General features: G+C 49.4%; 12 protein-coding genes. All 12 read right to left on the reverse strand.

Going from position 1 to position 17,645, the window contains the following annotated elements:
- Positions 1-75: 75 nt before the first annotated feature.
- The 12 genes from KQJ23_RS07370 to KQJ23_RS07425 all read right to left on the reverse strand — a co-directional run bounded on the left by KQJ23_RS07370 (position 76) and on the right by KQJ23_RS07425 (position 17,632).
- Positions 76-1,077, reverse strand: a complete 1,002-nt coding sequence (locus tag KQJ23_RS07370) for an aldose 1-epimerase (RefSeq protein WP_216478213.1) — start codon at positions 1,075-1,077, stop codon at positions 76-78.
- A 64-nt stretch (positions 1,078-1,141) separates the two neighbouring features.
- On the reverse strand, positions 1,142-3,022 hold the full coding sequence (locus tag KQJ23_RS07375; protein WP_216478214.1) for a beta-L-arabinofuranosidase domain-containing protein: 1,881 nt from the start codon (positions 3,020-3,022) through the stop codon (positions 1,142-1,144).
- 52 nt (positions 3,023-3,074) lie between these two features.
- Complete coding sequence (locus KQJ23_RS07380; protein ID WP_216478215.1) at positions 3,075-3,932, reverse strand: MBL fold metallo-hydrolase; 858 nt, start codon at positions 3,930-3,932, stop codon at positions 3,075-3,077.
- A 65-nt stretch (positions 3,933-3,997) separates the two neighbouring features.
- Positions 3,998-5,416, reverse strand: coding sequence for a family 43 glycosylhydrolase (locus tag KQJ23_RS07385; RefSeq protein ID WP_216478216.1), 1,419 nt, complete (start codon positions 5,414-5,416; stop codon positions 3,998-4,000).
- Positions 5,417-5,439: 23 nt separating this feature from the next.
- The gene (locus tag KQJ23_RS07390) at positions 5,440-7,203 is read right to left on the reverse strand and encodes a glycoside hydrolase family 2 protein (protein WP_216478217.1); all 1,764 of its coding nucleotides are present in this window, start codon (positions 7,201-7,203) and stop codon (positions 5,440-5,442) included.
- A gap of 143 nt (positions 7,204-7,346) precedes the next feature.
- Complete coding sequence (locus KQJ23_RS07395; protein WP_216478218.1) at positions 7,347-8,285, reverse strand: carbohydrate ABC transporter permease; 939 nt, start codon at positions 8,283-8,285, stop codon at positions 7,347-7,349.
- A 14-nt stretch (positions 8,286-8,299) separates the two neighbouring features.
- The gene (locus KQJ23_RS07400; protein ID WP_216478219.1) at positions 8,300-9,271 is read right to left on the reverse strand and encodes an ABC transporter permease; all 972 of its coding nucleotides are present in this window, start codon (positions 9,269-9,271) and stop codon (positions 8,300-8,302) included.
- Between the two features lie 116 nt (positions 9,272-9,387).
- Positions 9,388-11,139, reverse strand: coding sequence for an extracellular solute-binding protein (locus KQJ23_RS07405; RefSeq protein ID WP_216478220.1), 1,752 nt, complete (start codon positions 11,137-11,139; stop codon positions 9,388-9,390).
- A 396-nt stretch (positions 11,140-11,535) separates the two neighbouring features.
- Positions 11,536-12,501, reverse strand: coding sequence for a glycoside hydrolase family 43 protein (locus KQJ23_RS07410; protein ID WP_216478221.1), 966 nt, complete (start codon positions 12,499-12,501; stop codon positions 11,536-11,538).
- Between the two features lie 21 nt (positions 12,502-12,522).
- A complete protein-coding gene (locus KQJ23_RS07415) occupies positions 12,523-14,286 on the reverse strand; it encodes a glycoside hydrolase family 2 protein (protein ID WP_216478222.1) in 1,764 nt (587 codons plus the stop codon).
- Between the two features lie 63 nt (positions 14,287-14,349).
- Positions 14,350-16,788: a family 43 glycosylhydrolase gene (locus KQJ23_RS07420; protein ID WP_249529581.1), complete on the reverse strand. Its 2,439-nt coding sequence runs from the start codon at positions 16,786-16,788 to the stop codon at positions 14,350-14,352.
- A gap of 4 nt (positions 16,789-16,792) precedes the next feature.
- A complete protein-coding gene (locus KQJ23_RS07425) occupies positions 16,793-17,632 on the reverse strand; it encodes a carbohydrate ABC transporter permease (protein WP_216478223.1) in 840 nt (279 codons plus the stop codon).
- Positions 17,633-17,645 lie beyond the last annotated feature (13 nt).

A 17,645-nucleotide genomic window follows, 5' to 3' on the forward strand; every position in this document is an offset into this window, starting at 1 on the left:
TCCGGCATGAAACTCCCAGATGTGCTCGCTTGATCCTAATTCAATTTTTGTTCAACAGTTATCTACTATATTAAATTAACTACGGACATAGAGACGGCTGCTCTCCTCCCAGATCTCGCCGGGCTCAAGCCCGAACAAGCCGATCTCATCTGCTGCCAGGCCCGTATTCGGTGCATTGACCAGATTGATCTGCGGCTCCGGACAGAAGAAGCCTTCACGGGCTCCATTGTTCCAGATCATCCACTGCTTGTACGAGGTGCCCGCATCGTAGACCAGTGTCAGCCCGCGGCTCTGGTCGGTTAGTTCCATCCGGCTTCTTCCGTTCTGTGCCGCAGCCGTATAATGATTATCCATGCTCTCGAAGAATGGATAGACACCTTCGCCCTTCATCAGCTGTTCCTGGGCCGTAAGCGGCTGGAACTTGCCCGTTGGCAGCATCCGTTCATTCAGCTCCCAACGGTCGCCAATCGTCAGCTTCAGACGATAATCCGCAGCCGCGCTTCCCTCCGCGAACGGCGCATTGACCGAGGTATGAAAAGCGAGCAGGCACGGCATCGCTTCCTCTCCCGTATTCAGCACCAGGACTTGCTGTGAAAGCCCCTGCTCTCCCAGGCTGTAACGAAGCCGAATCTTGTATTTGTAGGGGAAGTATTGATAGGATTCATGCCGTTCATCCACGGACATGATCACCGACACGTAGCTTTCCGTTCCTGTAGTTCCGTAATCCTCCACCTGCCAAGGAATGTTATACAGAAAGCCATGCAGATGGTTGCCGGTCGCACTCTCATTTACCGGAAATTGATGAATCTTCCCGTTCCAAGGAAACTTACCGTCCTCATAGCGATTTGGAGGGAACAGTACCGGGATGCCATGGATCATCGGTCTTGCCTTGAACGATTCCATCTCCTCGGCAGTCGGTTCATGCAGCAGCTTAAGTCCCCGCTCTACGTCGCGGAATGCAATCAGATTCCCGCCGATTTCGGGCAGCAGGGCGGCCTCATAGCTTCCTGCCTTCAGCCAAATGGCCGTCTCTCCTTGATATTGTCCTTCGTAAGCCTTCAATTCCAATGCACACATATGCACCTCTCCTTTATCTATTCAATCCTTATTGCAATACAAATCCAGTTGAAAGGCTGCCCTTTCATACCCGCGTCTTTCGGAGCCCGATTAGCGGAAACTCACCGATCCGGAGCCGGGCGCTGCCATAAGGCACCAATTCCAGCGCTTTAACAGGCTGGCCTGACGTATCAGGATGCATTGGCGGTGTCCCGGCATTGTTGCCCTCCATCTTCCATTCCCGAACCAGCTGACCTTTCACCTTCAGTCTGACCGGTGCTTCAGCAGCCAGAAAAGGCTGATAAGGAATCTCATATTCGGTATGCTCAAATTCAGTATCTGCCAGCAAGCCGTATTTCCATGGAGAGGCAGGATAGACTTCCCAGTCATGGAACATTTCACGTTCCTGCAGCAGCATCCAGTTCTCCTTAACCGGAAGTACATACACGAGCGGTCCTCGTTCAATACTGGCGGCATACAAATTTCTGGTTGTTATGACCGGTGCAGCATTGAAATGAATAGTAATTACATCGCTGTCTCTCCATTCCCGCACCAGCTTCAGGTAGCCCAATTCCGCATGCCCCTGGGCAGACTCGCCGTTAATGGACACTACAGGAGCCGTACACCATCCAGGAATTCTTAAAGAAACAGCAAATGCATCCGGCTGCTCCAATTGAAGGGAAATTTGCACAGAATCCCTAAATGGATATTGCCCGCTTACTTCAAGCACCGCTTGTGTTCCTTTGCCTACCGTTGCGTTGACGGTACAAGGAGCATAAGATACTGCGGCGAGCCCGCCGCTCCGGTCCGACATCCAGAGATGGGAGGTTAGCTTAGGCCAGCCTTGATGCATGTTAGCTGTGCAGCAGCCAAAATTAGGCTCCAGCCCGAACAGATTGGCTTCCGGACCATTGCTCCAATTGCGGGGGGCACAATTACACATAATCTGGTTGACCTGTTGATCATATTGATGCGATGTCCAATCCGGAGAGATTGCCGCAGGGAGAGCATTGAAAGCCACCCGCTCCAGAATGTCGCCAAAGTGCCCGTCGCCAAAAATCCGAATCAGCTGCTCCATGGAGAACATATACTCTACAACCGCACATAATTCTACACCTTGACTCGGGTGAGTACCGGATAACCATTCATCTCCGGAGAACATGCCATGTGCCTGTCCATGATAGGTCATCAAAGCATCGATCCCCCGGATGACCGCCTGCCGGTCTCTCGGTTGCCCGCCAAGTTCATACATCACACCTGGCATTTTGATACCCATGGCGACATTGACCACATGCGTTGTCCAATCCCAGGACTCCACCTTCCTCCAGAATGGAAAATCATGAAAAATATCGTTCCATTCTGTAGTCTGCTCGGCTACCCGCTTCGCCAGCTCCAATAGCCTCTCATCTTCATTTCGCTGATACAGCCAGAGAATACTAAGCAGCATGTCCGCTCCTCTTGTCTGAGCCCATCCCCGAAGAGGCATTGCTTCCATGGTTCTGCCGGCAAAGCTGAAGAACTTCTCCAGAAAAGGCACTACCCGCTCATCATCGGTCGCCTCCGCATATTGGGTAAGTACTTTCAGCATGATCATATAATGCCACCAGTCCTGCTGCTTATCGACATCCTGATTGACCGTCTCAATCCCAGCCGGGCCGAAGGAACCGTCCTCGCGCTGACTGGTGAGTGCCCACTCGACCCAGCGCTTGGCCTTGGAGATTAAATTTTCATCCTCCAGCACATAAGCCAACGGGATCAACCCATCCAAATAGTAGGGGCCGCGTTCCCAGCTTTCTCCGCTCCCTCCGATCCAGCCGTTATCCGGCCCCACATCATTCCAATGCTCCTCCAGATGTCCCGTTAGTCCATCTGCCTGAATCCTGAGCTGATCTCTCAGCCACCCGGATGGCTTGATCGCTCCGAGCGGCAACGACTCGAACTTACTTCCGTACAGCTTCTCCTTCATTTAGCCATCCCCCGTAACTACTATTGTCCGGATTCATTATGCATGCCGAACCTCAAGCTTTAGTGAACGCACAGGCAGATACATACACGAAACGCTCGCCGCGCGCCATCACATGACATTTCTGCTCGGGATAATGCTCGTACAAATAATCAACAAAATAACCCGGCTTCTCGCTATTCCCAGCAAACACATCATAATGCAGCGGAATCACGGTCTCCGCGCCAATCCGGACTGCTAATTCTGCGGCCTCACGGTAGTTCATATTGCCGATGATTCCTTTTTCTCTGCGGAAATAATCGCGCCCGTTAATCGGCAGCATCGCCACGTCGGGAGCTATTGCGGCAAGCCGCTCTGCCAGCCCGGGATAGATCACGGTGTCTCCGGCATGATAGAGGGTCACGCCATTCAGCTCCAGCACATAACCAACGCTGCGTTCAAATCCGTTCTCATCTTGCTCAAGCTCTTCATGTGCAGCAGGAATGATCGTCAGGCGCAGCTTGGAGAACAGCTCCCTTGCTTCCCCCGCATCCGCCGTCAAAATACTAGCGCCATCCACACCCATTCGTAGCAATTCTTGCCGGCAGCATGCTGGCGCTATAATCGGTGCCTTCTTATTCCGGGCATGGAACACCGTCAGTGTCCCTTCATCCATATGATCATCATGCTCATGGGTAATCAGGCACAGGTCAGCCTGCGTAATATCCTCGGGAACAATCGGAGCCGGGTAGGAACGAACGGGACCGTTCCGATCCAAAAAGTCGGAGACATAAGGATCGATGTAAACCGTAATCCCGTCTCCCTTAATGATCACACTCTCCTGACCCAGGAACCAGATCGCCAAGGTGCCAAACGGAACCTCGGTGCGGTGCACCTCCTGGATCAATGCTGATCCTTTTCTTGCAGATTTCATCGTCAACCTCCTTTCTTAAACACTCAGCCTCTGCTGCTGAAGATGGTTTAATCCCAAAAAACTGCTTAATTATCGGCAGAGGAAGACAACGGCCTCAAATCGAAGAAATCAAGCTCTGCTTCTCCAGCTCCTTTTGCAAACCGAATCGTGTTGTCACCGGCCTGCAATTGAACTTTTGCCGTAGATAGGCCCCAATTATCCCAAGCTTTGTGAACGACATACAGCTCGTTCGGACTGCCTTCATTCACGCTCAGCAAGAAATGAGAGGTCTTTCCATCCATTGTACCATTAGCCGTTCTGGCGAGAAGCACATATTCCCCTTCTTGATCAACTTTCACATTGAACTCCGCATAGCTGCCTTCCTCGTTGAAATTGCCTGCTTTCTTGCCCCCGGAGCCTGTGCTGCTCTCCAATGCAGCTGCTCCGCCGCCGAAGGTTCCCTCCTCTGCTTCAAAGCGGATCCTTGCAGCTTCTCCCGCCGGCAGGGGGATCGGCTGATTCGGATCAACAGGCTCGCCAAGATAAGGGGTGTTATCCTCATTCCAGGTGAAGGTCTGCGCCCGAACTTCTCGGTTCCACCCAGCACCGTCATATTTAGCGGCATGGTAGACGATCCAGTCTTCCGACCCGTCAGGAGAGGCCGTAAAGGAATGATGCCCCGGTCCATGGATGCCGTTAGCCGACTTGAAGATCGGTTCATCCCGCTTATTCCAGGAGGCTGGATCAAGCAGGTTGCTGCCCGCTTCTGCGGTTATCAATCCCAGGCAGTAATCATTTGTCCAGCTTCCGCTTGCCGAATATACGAGATTAATGACTCCGTTGCGAATAATCACCTGCGGACCTTCGTTGACATTCGGAGAATGATTCGTCTCCCAGCTCAGTGTCGGTCTCGCAATTTCTACCCGCTCCGAATCGATCGTCCACGGATTGCTCATATGGGCAATATATAGAATTTGCCGGATATTGACGTCTCCCTCCCAACCGGACCATATAAAATAAAGCTCGCCCTCCGCTTGAAGCACGGTACCGTCAATTGCCCAGCGGTTAGTCTCATCGGTAATCTGGCCCTTCTGCTTCCAGAAGCCCTGGGTCGGGTCCTCCGAAGTGTTCTCCATAACATACATCCGGTGGTTCACATTGTCGCCATCGTCCATAGCGTAATAAATGTACCAAGCCCCATTGATGTAATGAAGCTCAGGCGCCCAGATGCCGTGCCCTCCCGTCGAGATCACCTTTTTGGTGCCGGTATCGAGCGTAGTCAAGTTCGGGGATTTCCAGACCGTGACATTGTCTCCTGTTGTCTTCGTGAAATAATAAAATCCGTCGGTATGTTTATATACCCAAGGGTCAGCCCCATCCTGCATGATCATATTGAAAAAGAGATTCGTGTTCCCCATCTTTTCCACCTTTCCACAGCCGATCGGGACCAGTAAAAACAGGCAGATCGCCGGCAGCAGTGCTTTTCTGATGATAAGCTTCCTCATGCCCTGCCTCGCTCCCTCCTGGTTTAATCCTCGATCGCTGCTTTTCGTGAATTAATTTGGCGAATAACTGCCGGATCAAACTTGGCTTTACGATCATAGGTGTACAGGCCGTTCACTTCCTGCTCTACATCATACAGCTGGGTGTAGCAGAAGCCGAACATTTTCGGGTGATCGAGTAGAGTATCAGTTAAGCCGCGATAGCGCTCGATGAACTCCTCTTCGGATTTCGGCCGGTCTCCATATCCCCAGGATTTCTCATCTTTTTGATCCGGGTTCCACCAAATGCCTCCGTATTCACTGATGAAGTAAGGCTGGCCTTCATACTTTTGTCTATCGGAGAACGTTACAAATACCTCTCCGTCAGTCTTCATCGGTTCATATCTGGCCTTGAAGGTTTCCGGATTTTGATCATAATCATGGATATCGAAAATATCTGTTACCACGTGGAAGTTGCCGCTGGTATCAATAACTGGACGGGTCGGGTCCATCTGCTTCGATACTTCATAAACAATTCTCAAAATCTCGTTATCCTGTTTCGTACCGTTACGATCCCATGTTTCATTGAATGGACACCAGCCAATCAATGCAGGATGGTTGAAATCACGCCGCATACCTTCAAGCCATTCCGGCAGGAAAGAGGAGAGTCCGGCCGGTGTCGTAATATCAAGGCCCCAGTTGGCATGCTCCCCCCACACGAGATAGCCCATCCGATCCGCCCAATACAGGAAGCGCGGTTCAAACATTTTCTCATGAAGTCTCGCTCCATTGAAGCCCATATCCAGTGAGAGCTCAATATCCTTCCGCAAATCCTCATCACTTGGAGCCGTGTAAATTCCGTCTGGATAGAAGCCTTGATCCAGCACCAGACGCTGAAATACCGATTTGCCGTTAATGCGGACCGCCATACCGTCAATCGTTATCGTCCGAAGTCCGAAGTAAGCCCGGACCTTGTCTTCTGTGCCTCCATCATGACGAAGGGTAAGCTCAAGGTTGTACAGCCGGCCGTTGCCAACCTCCCACAAATGAACCTCTGAAAGAGGAAGCGTCAGGAAGGCATAGGTGCCGGCAACCGCTGCCGAGACTTCGCCAACAGCCTTTCCTTCAAAGAAAGCAGCTGCGGTAACCACAGTCCCTGCGCTCCTGCCCTTGATCTCCAGCTCCAGACGGGCACAGGCATTGTCCGGGTCGGCCACTAGCTTCATATTAGACAAATAGGTCCCAGGCACAAATTCCAACCAGACGGTCTGCCAGATTCCAGTGGTCCGTGTATAGTCACAGCCATGGGAATAAAATCTCTCACTCTGCTTCCCCCGCGGCTGACGACCGGAACGGACATCATCTTCGGCCAGAACGGTAACGATGTTCTCACCGGCTGCAAGCTGTTCTGTAATATCGAAGCTGAAGGATGAATATCCGCCACGATGTGTCCCAACGGATACGCCATTAATCCAAACCTCTGTCTCATAATCCACTGCACCGAAATGCAGAAGGACCCTGCCGCCAGTCCAGGCTTCAGGGACTGTAAATCCTCTTCTATACCAGACGGCTGCCATAAAATCCTTATACTCCACACCTGACAGCTTGCTCTCGGGGCAGAACGGCACTGTGATTTCTCCGGTCAGATGATGATCCTTTTTGAAGTATTCACGTTCTTTTCCGCTCTTTCCATGATCAATCTCAAACTGCCATGAGCCATTTAGGTTAAGCCACTCGGATCGTTCCCAATGGGGTGTAGGATGTTCCGGACGAGGCTGTGTTTGGGAGGACTTCGCATTCGATATCTTCATATGTGTGTGCTCCTTTATTAATCATTTTTAGTGTAATTCCGTTCGTTGTGAAGCTCTATGCATACAGTGAAAAACTACCCCCGCCAATATTTAGGAGGGGGCATATAAAGGGGAATTATAGATAATAGAAGAAAATGATAAAATTAACCTTTGATGGATCCGACATATACGCCCTTGACAAAGTACTTCTGCAAGAACGGATATACCATCAGAATCGGCAAGGTCGATACGACAATGGCACAGTACTTCACCAGCTCGCGGAAGGCTGTTGAGCTCTCCGCGCTGTTGATCACCACGCCGCCGGCGCTGCCGATCGTTGTTGCCGTTGCATCGTTGGCAACGAGGATTTCCTTCATGAGCAATTGCAACGGGAATAAGCTCCGGTCTTTTAATAGCACCATCGCATTGAACCAGGAGTTCCAGTTCCCTACGAGATAATACAAGAAAATAACGGCAAGCGTTGCCTTGGACAGCGGTAAAATAACCCGAATCAGAGTGTTGGCCTGACTGGCTCCATCAATCGTTGCCGCCTCTTCCAGTTCTAGCGGCAGGGCCTGGAAGCTGGTTCTCATAATAATGATATTCCACGTACTTAACGCTGTCGGCAGAATCATCGACCACAGGTTGTTGTAGAGGCCGATATCCTTCATCAAGAGGAACCAGGGTATCAAGCCGCCGCCGAAGAACATCGTAATGGTAATCAAGATCATGATGAAGTTCTTGAAATAAAGATCGCGGCGCGAAAGAACGTAAGCCCCCATGATCGTCATCACCATATTGACAAGCGTTCCCAGGCCTACGTATACAATCGTGTTTCTGTAGCCTATAAGCAAGCTGTTATCCTTAAAGACCAGCTTGTATCCATCCAGCGTGAAGCCTAAAGGCTTGATCAGCGCGCCTTTATGAGCCACTAGCTGAACCGGATTACTCACAGAAGCGAACAAAATATGCAGTAGCGGATAGAAGCACGCGATTGTCAGAGCAATCAACAGCAAGATATTGACGACATCGAACACCCGGTCTCCGAAGGAGGCCGGCTTTAATTTGCTTTTCTTGAATCGAACCTGTTGTAATCGCGACATAGCCATCCTCCTTTCTACCAAAGACTAACTTCTGAGGTACGTTTCGCGACCTTGTTCGTAACCCAGAGAAGTCCGAAATTGATAATGGCGCTGAATAATCCTACGGCCGTCGAGAAGCTCAAGCTGGCTTCTCTCAGACCACGGCGATATACATATGAAGCAATAACATCGGCCGTATCATAAGTCAGAGGGTTGTAGAGGAGAATAATCTTCTCATGTCCGGAAGCCATAAGTCCTCCAATAGCGAAGATAAAGAGAATTACGATGGTCGGAGCAATCTGCGGCAGGGTAATATACCACATTTTCTTGACTCGTCCAACACCATCAATATCAGCAGCCTCGTAAAGTGCAGGATCGATGGTACTCATCGCAGCGAGATAGATAATACTATTCCACCCTATACTTTGCCAGATTCCCGAGAAGGTATAGATGGGCCTAAAGAAAGAGGAATACCCAAGTAATGAGGTATACTCTTTACCTGTGATCAATTGAAGAATTTGCGTGATAACCCCTTCATCGGCGGTAAAAATATGAATGATACCTGCTACAACGACGAGAGAGATAAAATGAGGCATGTACGTAATGGTCTGAACCGTCTTTTTAAATTTGCCATCACGCACTTCATTCAGCATCAATGCCAGAATGATCGGTGCTGTAAATCCAAAGACAATGCCCCATACGTTCAAGAGCAAGGTGTTCTTCACGACCCTCCAGAAATAGGGTCCGGTAAAGAAATCAATAAAATGCTTAAAGCCGACCCAATCACTTTCGGCAAAGCCGAGCAAGGGCTTGAAGTCCTTGAAGGCGATCATAACGCCCCACATTGGGCCATAGCAGAAAATAATATACCAGGCCACAACCGGTATAACCAACAGATAGGCAAACCAGTTCTTCTTGAAGTCCTTTTGGAGTGTATGCTTAAGGTTTTTGGACTTTCGAGCAGGGACGATTTTGTCAGCATTATTCTTGCTTGGTGCAATCTCCATTACCTATCACCTACTTTTCCTAACCTGAATTTGATTGAAAGGATGACGAGGGGCCAAGCTTCCGCCGGATTCCCCTCGTCGTTGTCCTATTCATGAATCTTCAGGTTAATTGGTTATTATCTGCTGTTATACCGGTCCAATGCTGCCTGGTGGATACTGAGGAATTCATCCAGTCCCATCTTCTTCGCTTCATTCAAGAACTTGTCGTATGAATCTACGGACAACTCGCCCTTAATAATCTTGGCAAAGTATTCACCGCGCAGGGTCGACAACTGATTGCCCAATTCCGCTTCACGCGAGGCCTCTTCCTGTGTGAATGTAATCGGAGGAACGGCTACGCTGGTGTCCATATTTTCAGTCCAGTATTCGCGAATGTCGCCGGAATAGCTTCCTTCCGCTACAATGTTCGGGTTGGAATTATGCTCGTCGCGAATGTTCGCCCAGCTGTGTCTGCGGTATTTATTAAGTGCAACAGAAATCGGTTGACCATCAGGATCGTTGTAGATGTAGCTTTCTTTATGGAAGTATGGCTTGCCGTTCTCATCGATCAAATGCACTTTGCCGTACTCGCCATAGTTATAAACTTCCCAGCCCTTTTTCGAGAAGGCAAAGTCAAGCCATGCCATAGCAGCTTCCACATTATCGGCTTGTGTCGTAATAGCCGCGGCCGTGCCTGTTCTCATAAAGTTTTTGTACGTTGTTGCCGACTTGTCCCCAGCATTCAGAACCGGGTTCAATGCGCCGACGAAGTCTATATCGTTCTGCGTCTTCCAATAGCTCCACATGGTGTCCGGGGAGTCCATCATGACCGCAGTATCATTAGAAACGGCACTTGCCATTCTTTGGCTGAAGTCGGCTGTTGCCCAGTCAGGATTCAGCAAGCCTTCTTTGTTCCATTGCTGCATCATTGTCAGATATTCCTTTGCCTTAGGCTGTGCAGGGCCCCATTGTACCTTGCCGTTCCCGTCCATGAAGGTCCAATCCCAAACGCCATAAGCACCGTTAAGAATACCCGTGAAAATCTGACCATAGTTGGATCCATAGTTCAATGGATTCTTATAACCCACTTCCTGACATTTCTTCAGGAATGCATACCATTCGTCGATCGTGTTCGGAACTTCCATGCCTGTCTTGTCAAGCGCTTCTTGCTTGATCAGCATCCCAAACCATGTCCATTCCGAGTAAGGAGCGATACCGTAGAAGCCTAACAGCCTTCCATCGTCCGTAACGGTCGTTTTTCTCCGCGTCTCATCGGAGTTTCTCCATGCGCTGTAGTTCGGGGCATGCTGCTCCATCAGATCTGTCAGGTCCAGGTAAGCCCCGTCGTTCACGCCCGCTTCCAGTCCGCCCGGATAGCGGCCCGGATCAATAATGATATCAGGCAGATCGCCGGAGGAGATCATCAAAGTAAAGGAGTCGGCTTCTTGTCCAAGCGGCGGTGTGATAAAATTAACCTTGATCCCGGTCATCTTTTCAACCATCTTTTGGATGCCGTGTGCATTTTGATCCGGAATATCGCTGTTCGCCGGCAGCCAGACATCCAGTGTTACACTTTCTTTGAACGGATAAGCAGAATAATCATTCGGAATAACTGTATCAAAAATATCGCCGAGATAAGTGTCGTTCAGCGTTGTGTTCACCTGTTCAATTTGCTCAGCACTAGGGGCCGCATTGCCGCGGATATCCGCGCTGATATCTGAAAATGTCGTTTCATTGCTCTTGTTCGTTTCTGTAACATTTGTAGAGCTGTTGCCGGAGTTATCTTTCGAAGCATTCTTGTCGGAGCTTCCACCGCAAGCTGTGACGGTTGTAATCAGCAATACCGATACTACCGCCAGATTAATCATGCGTTTTGTGAATTTTTCCATCTTTATCCTCCTTTTTCTTCTCAAAAGATCAAACAGCCAGATGTTACTGCTTTACCAATCCAACCACGGGTCTGGCAAGCCTCTAACTCTTGTCTCCTTCCCTGAAAGATATATCCCCTTTTTTTGCTGTTAACTCTTAGATACAAATTAATTATGTGTTTTAATACAATTATTTTGTATCTTTGGTAGAAGTATAAGATATAGATTCACTTCATGTCAACGCTTTCATTATGATTATTTAATTAATATTCGATTTACCCTATGACAAAAAGACAAAAAGCCCCTGGCACAATGAGCAATCATTGTGTCCCAGGGGCTTTTTTCCATAATGCTTTAATCTGATTCAGTTGTGTTCCATCCTCATAACAATACAACCAGCTCGATGCTTATTTTGCGCTATTCCCCGGAAGGTACAGAAATCCATTCATTAGCTGCTACCGGGATGCCAAAATCCGGAGTTCCATCCTCACTCCAATGGATCTTCTGCATCCGCGTGCTGCGGTTGGAGCCTTCGGACCGCTTCATTTCTGCCTCCGAATAGGAATATGCATGATAGACGATCCAATCTTCGCTGCCATCAGGGGAAACCGTAAAACTATTGTGGCCTGGTGCAAATACGCCCTGTTCGGGGTTTTTGAAGAACACGGGACCCTGATGCTTCTCCCATGCTGAAGGATCCAACAAGTCTGCATTTTCCGAGATGCTTGTCATCCCTAAGCAATAATCATCTGACCAGGTTGCACTTGCGGAAAATATAAGAAATATCTTTTCGTTCCGGCGCAAGAAGACAGGTCCTTCATTAATTGCCATTCCGCCTTGCTTCTCCCAAGCTTCCGTCGGTGCAGAGATCAGCACGTCCGTTCCGGTGAGCGTCCATGGATTAACCATTTTGGCTGCATAAATCGCTGATCCGTAGTCAGGGAAATGCCCGTAACCGGAATAGAAAAAATACAATTCTCCGCGATGCGGGAGGACTGTGCCGTCCAGTCCTGCATAAGCGGTATTGACTGCGCCTCTAAAAACCCATTCATCGGTCAGCGGGTCTTCCCCCTGAAGCTGAAGAACGCATACTCTCCGAGTATCATCGCCGCCCCCATCATTCGCGGTATAGTAGATATACCAGCAGTCTTCGATATAGTGCAGTTCAGGCGCCCATAAATTACGGGAATACGGACCTTCTGGCTCGGGCGTCCATACGGTTACCGGCTCGGCTTCCGCGAGGCCGGCCATACTGGAGCTGCGCCGCAAATCGATGCGGTTTCCCAAAGTTACGGCTAAATAATAGCTACCGTCCGTATGCTTGATCATCCAGGGATCAGCACCGTTAGGAAGGATCGGGTTTTGGAATGTTTTGTCGCTCATCATTTCTCTCCTTTCCCTAATTTAAGACAAATTAACTTCTCGAATGACTTCAAGCGGCACTTTCGGTTCACGGTTCTCTGTCAGCAAGCCGTTTATCTCCTGCTGAACGTCCGTAATTTGCGTATAGCAATAGCCTACTATATATTCCGTCGCCTTGATAGCCTGGTGAATGCTGCGGAAGCGGGATAGAAAGGCTTCCTTGGACGTCTCTTGCTTGCCGTATCCCCAGCCGGATTCCGATTGAAGCGCGATTCCTCCGAATTCGCTGACAATAATCGGCTGCCCCTTATAGGAATAACCGTCAGCAAAGGCATATTTCGCGTTATTAAAGGACTTGCCGTTATTTACGATTTCATCCTTATCCGCATAGCGTTTAAAGAACTCGTCGCCGGATTCCACATAATCATGCAAAGTCAGAATATCCGATACCGTGTGCTCCCAGCCATCATTCGTAATCACCGGCCGGTACGGGTCAAAGGATTTCGTCAAGTGGTAGATCGTCTCCGTAAATTGCTGTTGTTTTTTATCTTTAAAAATCTGCATGATTCCCCATGACTCATTGAATGGTACCCAGGTCACGATACTCGGGTGATTATACTGCTGACGAACAACCTCCATCCATTCAGAGGTGAAGTTCTGGACAGCCTGATCGTTAAATTCAAAGGTAGCCGCCATCTCCGACCAAACCAAAAGCCCTTTTACATCGCACCAATAGAGGAAGCGCGAATCCTCCACTTTCATATGCTTGCGGACTCCGTTATATCCCATTTGCAGCGTCTTGTCGATGTCTTCCAAAATTGCTTCTTCCGAAGGGGGAGTCAGATGGCTCTCGGGCCAATATCCTTGATCCAGCACAAGGCGCTGATAGATTGGAATATTGTTAAGCAATACCTTCCCTTTTTCGATGGAAATCTTCCGCATTCCGAAATAAGAATATACATGATCAAGCAGCTTTTCTCCTTGATAGAGGATAAACTCCACGTCATACAGATTCGGGTGAGCCGGAGACCACAAATATTGCTTCCAAGGGCCATTGGCCTCGTGAACCAAATCCACATCCAGTTGGAGCCAAGGGCGGTCTATAACCAGACTCGCTTTCTTCACTTGCTTCCCATTCAGGCTGATCCTTGTTTCCAAGCGAATTTCCTCGCCGGCAGCATAGTCGCCCTCCACTTGGTACTCGAACCGGACGGATCGTTCGTCAATATTCGGGGTTATTTTTACAGCATCGATATATACAGGCTCAACAACCTCCAGCCAGACCGATTGCCAGATCCCGGTTGTCTGTACATAAAAGCACTCGAAATTTTGCTCCACCCACCGCTGCTTGCCCCGGGGCTGGGTCGCGTCCATTTTGTCTTCCGCTTTTACAGTTAATTGATTGACCTCGCCTAGGGTGATATACGGAGTGATATCTAAAGAAAAGGCTGAGTATCCGCCTTGATGACTCCCTACATGCGTTCCGTTAATCCAGACTTTAGCCAAATAATCTACAGCCTGGAAGTGCAGGAGCACCCGCTTGCCCTCATATTCTTTGGGAATATCAATCTGACGGTTATACCAAACGCAACGGTGATGCTCCTCCCTTCCAATGCCGCTGGCTTTCGTCTCATACGTAAATGGAACGATGATCTTCAGCTCGCCCTGGAAATGATCTTGCCAGCCTTCCCGCTCACCTGAGTTGGCGTCGTCAAACCTGAAATCCCATTCCCCGTTCAGATTCGTCCAGTTTTCCCTCACAAACTGTGGGCGTGGATAATCTTTGATATACATCTTGGTTGCCATACAAGCTCCTGCTCCTTTATTGCACAATGACTTGTGCTTTATTTATACGATTATGCATCCCGTCTAGTCCAATGATTTGACAGTAACCGGAGAAAATAGCCATCCCTGCGATCCCGTGCGTATTCCGACGCGCCCTGTTAAGAATGCATTCGGGTCCATCCAGGTTAACAGCGGTTTTTCTGCCCCATCGATATATATGCCGATAGTCGCCCCTTCAAGCCTTACCCGGACGTCTGTAGGCTTGTTATTTCCAAGTTCCAGAAGCTCCGAAGCCATTTCTTCGTTGATTTCATAGTTAATCCGCTTCAGTTTCACCAGTCCATTATTGAAGGAAAGCTCATATCCCCTGAACGCATCCTTTACCTGATCCGGAAAATCGGATTCATTCGCCGTTCTGAACAGAAGCGAGGCTTCTGCGGATACCTCGTCCGTAGAGGTCAGCTGGAAGCTGACTTCGTAATCGCTCCACCCGGATTCTCCTCCAAACAGCTTGCCTTCCCGAGCTTCGTTTCGAAGGGTCGTCTGTCCCCCGGTAAAATCCCAGCTGCCATAAATCTTCGTGAAGTCGACGGTATGTTGTGATGGTACAGGATTTAGCAATTCGGTCTCAATATATCGAACGGTTGCTTCCCCTTTCTCTCTGGTCAGCGAAATCCATTGGGCTCCCTGGCCGAGATGGAATGAGCCTAGAGGAATCTTTGTCCATTCAGACTCTTCCGAGAAGTCCTCCAGCTTAAGCTGAATCTCCTTGCTCTTGTCCCCGGCCCGAACGGAAAGCTTACTTCCTGCCCCGTCCTTTGCCACCATAACGGAGATCAGATAATTACCTTCCTCCCTGGCATAGACCGGAAAGCTCAATGCCGAATCCTTCTGCAGCAGGGTTACCGCATAGCTTCCGTCCGGCGTATTCTCAGTACTAACGGAATACAGCTTGCCTTCATCTTCGCCCGAGATCCCGTGAACGGCTTCCATCGTTCCCGGAGCTTGTTGAATTACACTTTGATCACTGCTGCCGCCTGCTTCGTTCGAAAAGGCGGTATAGCCCAAAATCGGCTGCAGGCCGGCCGACCAGCGGTAACCGATTGTCCCCGCTTCCCCCTTCGTTTCTTCGCTGCCAATCAAGAGCAGGTTATCCCAATAGACCAAGGTCCCTTCTTTTGACGATTCCGTACGTAAAGTGTGATGCTTGGTCAGGTCCATTTCATCCGGTAATCCGGCGGTTTGAATGATCCGTTCCTGCCCCTGCTTTATCTCGAACAAGGACATGGACATCGTATCGCCGTCTACCCGAATTCCCCGGAAGTTGTCGGCATCGCGGTAAGAGAACAGCGTCTCAAATACGCTTGCTTCCGGATCAGCCGCTTCCTTGCTATTCAAAATTACAGCATTATATTCAGCCGTAAATCTGCTATTGGTGCCTTCCTTTGTAACCCAGGTTTCTTTGTCTTGCTGTTCCGTGCGTTCCCAGCGCTCTTCCTGCGGCATCCCATCCAAATGGTCATAAAATCCCGGCATTGCAGGCGCCTGAACGGGAAAGCCATGAGTAGGGCCGGCCACTGACATTTTATCCCCATTAAAGAGCAGCCGATCCATATTCATCATCCGAACCGGCGGTCCCTCGGCTGAACTGCCGATCAGATTGTGATATACGATATAATAGGAATCCATATCCGGACCCATGACGGTCGAACTATGCCCTAAGCCGTTAAAATCATCTTCCGTGGATATGACAATCGGATTGTTTTCCGGAATCGTATAAATTCCATTAGGCGAATCATGAGCAACGGCATAATTAACGCGGTATCCGCGGCTGAACACATGATTTCCGGTATAAGTAATGTAGTATCGGCCTTGGCGCTTAATAATCATGGAGCCCTCGGTCCAATGCCCCAGCGATGTATTCAGTTTATCTCCCACACCGATCGTGTAGGGATCTTCCATTAAGCTGGCCATAATACCGCCAGAGGCTGCATTTGTGAAATACCACTTCCCGTCGTCATCAATAAAAACAGAACCATCGATGCTTAACCCCAAATTCTCGGTTTCAATGGTAAACGGACCCGTCGGAGTGTCGCTTCGAAGCACATAATGTCCTTTGCCTGCCGGTGAAGTGTACATATAAAATGATCCGTTCCAGTACACGACCTCAGGCGCATAGGCCCCCTCGGTCAACGGCTCTTCCGTAACCAGGCCCTCATATTGCCAGTGGATGAGATCCTCCGAGCTCCATGCCTTAATGCCGACCCGCCAGTCTTTCGTGCTGCAGTATAAATAATATTTTCCATTAAAACGCATTACATAAGGATCCCCTATACCGTAATCCTCCCATTCCTGATCGAGTGTCATGGGATTTTGATAGGTTTGCTCCATTACAATCTCTCCTTCGAATGCCCGCTCGCTCTTGTGCTCACCGTCCCAAGCAAATACTACAATTACCGCCGCCGCAGCAGTTGCTATAAGACCCATTACCGGCAGTCTCCATGATTTTCGCATCCGCTTCATCGGATCAACCCTTGATACCCGTAATCGCGAGCGATTCTATAAAGTAGCGTTGGGCGAAGCAAAAGACGATAACCACCGGTAAAAGTGCGATGATCGAAGCGGCCATAAGCGACGGATAATTCGAAGTCGAAATGTAGTTGGACTGCATGCTTGCAATCAACACCTGGATGGTCTGACGCTCGGGCGTGTGCAGATAAATAAGCGGTCCGAGAAAGTCATTCCAAATCCCCATGAAGCCAAGCGCAGCCTGGGCTGCAATCGCCGGCTTAACGATAGGAAGCGCCACGGTCGTAAAGGTACGGAAATACCCGCATCCATCAATTTTGGCCGCGTCGATAAGATCGTTCGGAATGGAGCCCTGCATAAATTGCCGAAAGAAAAAGATCGTCACAATATTTCCGAACAAGCCCGGAACAATTAACGGGAGTAACGTATCAACCCATCCCAGCTCTGAAAATCCGATATATTGAGGGATCATTACGACAGAATAAGGGATCATCATCGTTCCCAAAAGGGCAAGGAAGATTCCTTCTTTAAACGGAAAGTCAAACTTGGAAAATGCGTATGCCGCCATAGCGGCAACAAACAAACCGACGGTCAGAACAGTCACTACGACGATAAGGCTGTTCATAAAACCGTACAACAATGGCGCTTTAGACCATACATCCTTATAGTTCATCCAGGTCAACGGATCCGGGATCCACTGGGGCGGGATATCAAAAACATGCTTTTGGCTCTTTAAGGATGTAGAAATCGTCCAAGCCAGCGGAGCCAGCATAATTACCGACCCCGCAATAAGTAGGAGATAGACGAGCAAATTGATGAAACGGCGTTCTTTTACCATACTTTTTCAATCC

The sequence above is a fragment of the Paenibacillus brevis genome, assembly GCF_018919145.1.
In the GTDB taxonomy this organism is placed as follows: Bacteria; Bacillota; Bacilli; order Paenibacillales; family Paenibacillaceae; genus Fontibacillus; species Fontibacillus brevis.

Bases quoted from the DNA above. Each gene is read 5' to 3' on its own strand.
- KQJ23_RS07370 (WP_216478213.1), bottom strand. From the start codon at position 1,077: ATGTGTGCATTGGAATTGAAGGCTTACGAAGGACAATATCAAGGAGAG.
- KQJ23_RS07375 (WP_216478214.1), bottom strand. From the start codon at position 3,022: ATGAAGGAGAAGCTGTACGGAAGTAAGTTCGAGTCGTTGCCGCTCGGA.
- KQJ23_RS07380 (WP_216478215.1), bottom strand. From the start codon at position 3,932: ATGAAATCTGCAAGAAAAGGATCAGCATTGATCCAGGAGGTGCACCGC.
- KQJ23_RS07385 (WP_216478216.1), bottom strand. From the start codon at position 5,416: ATGAGGAAGCTTATCATCAGAAAAGCACTGCTGCCGGCGATCTGCCTG.
- KQJ23_RS07390 (WP_216478217.1), bottom strand. From the start codon at position 7,203: ATGAAGATATCGAATGCGAAGTCCTCCCAAACACAGCCTCGTCCGGAA.
- KQJ23_RS07395 (WP_216478218.1), bottom strand. From the start codon at position 8,285: ATGTCGCGATTACAACAGGTTCGATTCAAGAAAAGCAAATTAAAGCCG.
- KQJ23_RS07400 (WP_216478219.1), bottom strand. From the start codon at position 9,271: ATGGAGATTGCACCAAGCAAGAATAATGCTGACAAAATCGTCCCTGCT.
- KQJ23_RS07405 (WP_216478220.1), bottom strand. From the start codon at position 11,139: ATGGAAAAATTCACAAAACGCATGATTAATCTGGCGGTAGTATCGGTA.
- KQJ23_RS07410 (WP_216478221.1), bottom strand. From the start codon at position 12,501: ATGAGCGACAAAACATTCCAAAACCCGATCCTTCCTAACGGTGCTGAT.
- KQJ23_RS07415 (WP_216478222.1), bottom strand. From the start codon at position 14,286: ATGGCAACCAAGATGTATATCAAAGATTATCCACGCCCACAGTTTGTG.
- KQJ23_RS07420 (WP_249529581.1), bottom strand. From the start codon at position 16,788: ATGAAGCGGATGCGAAAATCATGGAGACTGCCGGTAATGGGTCTTATA.
- KQJ23_RS07425 (WP_216478223.1), bottom strand. From the start codon at position 17,632: ATGGTAAAAGAACGCCGTTTCATCAATTTGCTCGTCTATCTCCTACTT.